The sequence below is a fragment of the Neisseria sp. P0021.S006 genome, from assembly GCF_051956895.1.
This window is the reverse complement of record NZ_JBQCWZ010000567.1, coordinates 1-852: the sequence shown is the minus strand read 5'-3', so window position 1 is coordinate 852 and position 852 is coordinate 1. Positions and strand designations below refer to the sequence as shown.

Here is an 852-nt window from a genome sequence, read left to right as displayed (position 1 = left end):
GTTCAAGATATCCTGACGGTTTCGTGCTTGAGCCGTAGTGTAAGGCTGGATATCCAGACAAACGAGTTTGGCTTCGGGACAACGTTGTTTCAGAATATTCCATTCTTTCATCAGACTGGTTTTGCCACCCCATCGTTGGCTGTCATCTGCCCAACTTTCGTTGTCTGATACGATGACAACCAAATCCACGTCGGCTTTTTCACGGTTCAACATGGCAAGCGGTGCGCTGCATGCTGTTCCGCCGCCGCCGACATTGGCGAGTTTTTCGGCGTTGGTCATGATGCTGTCGCGCGGGTTGAGCTTCACGTTTACCGTGATTTGCTCAAACGGTATCACGCGGGCTTGCGGATTGGTACGCAACATAGCGGCGGACACGAGCGCGGCGATGTCGATACAGCGGGTTTTGGTGGATGCACTGCCGCGATAGCCGGTAGCCGGACTGTGCATAGAGCCGGAGACGTCCGGGCAAACCACGACTTTGCCTTGGATTACCGGTACGTTTTGTACGGCGGTTTCCATCGCATCTTGCAGGGCTTCGCGGATTTCAGACGGCATTTGATTAGATGTTGCCTGATACGCGGTCAGCAACTGATAAGGCAGGACGCGGGCGCGGGCAATGGCGGTTTCGTCACGCAGTTTTTCTGCCACCATTTTGATGTTTTTGCTTTTAGCAAACACTTCGTGGCGCAGGAAAGTGTTCAGGTTTTGACGAACCTGCTGCCATGAGCCGTTATGGGCGATTTGCGCCCAGTCGCCGCTGTTCAAGTCTAAAGCAGTGAGCATTTGGAAAGGAACGTTGGGCAATTCGCCTTCTCGGCTTTGTTTGTAGTCTTCAAAGGCGCGGGTAATGGG

General features: G+C 53.4%; 1 protein-coding gene. It reads right to left on the bottom strand.

Annotated elements, in window-relative coordinates:
* Positions 1-852, bottom strand: an 852-nt coding sequence (locus ACTHUM_RS15730; protein WP_440403383.1) for a vWA domain-containing protein, incomplete at both ends; no start/stop codon positions are given.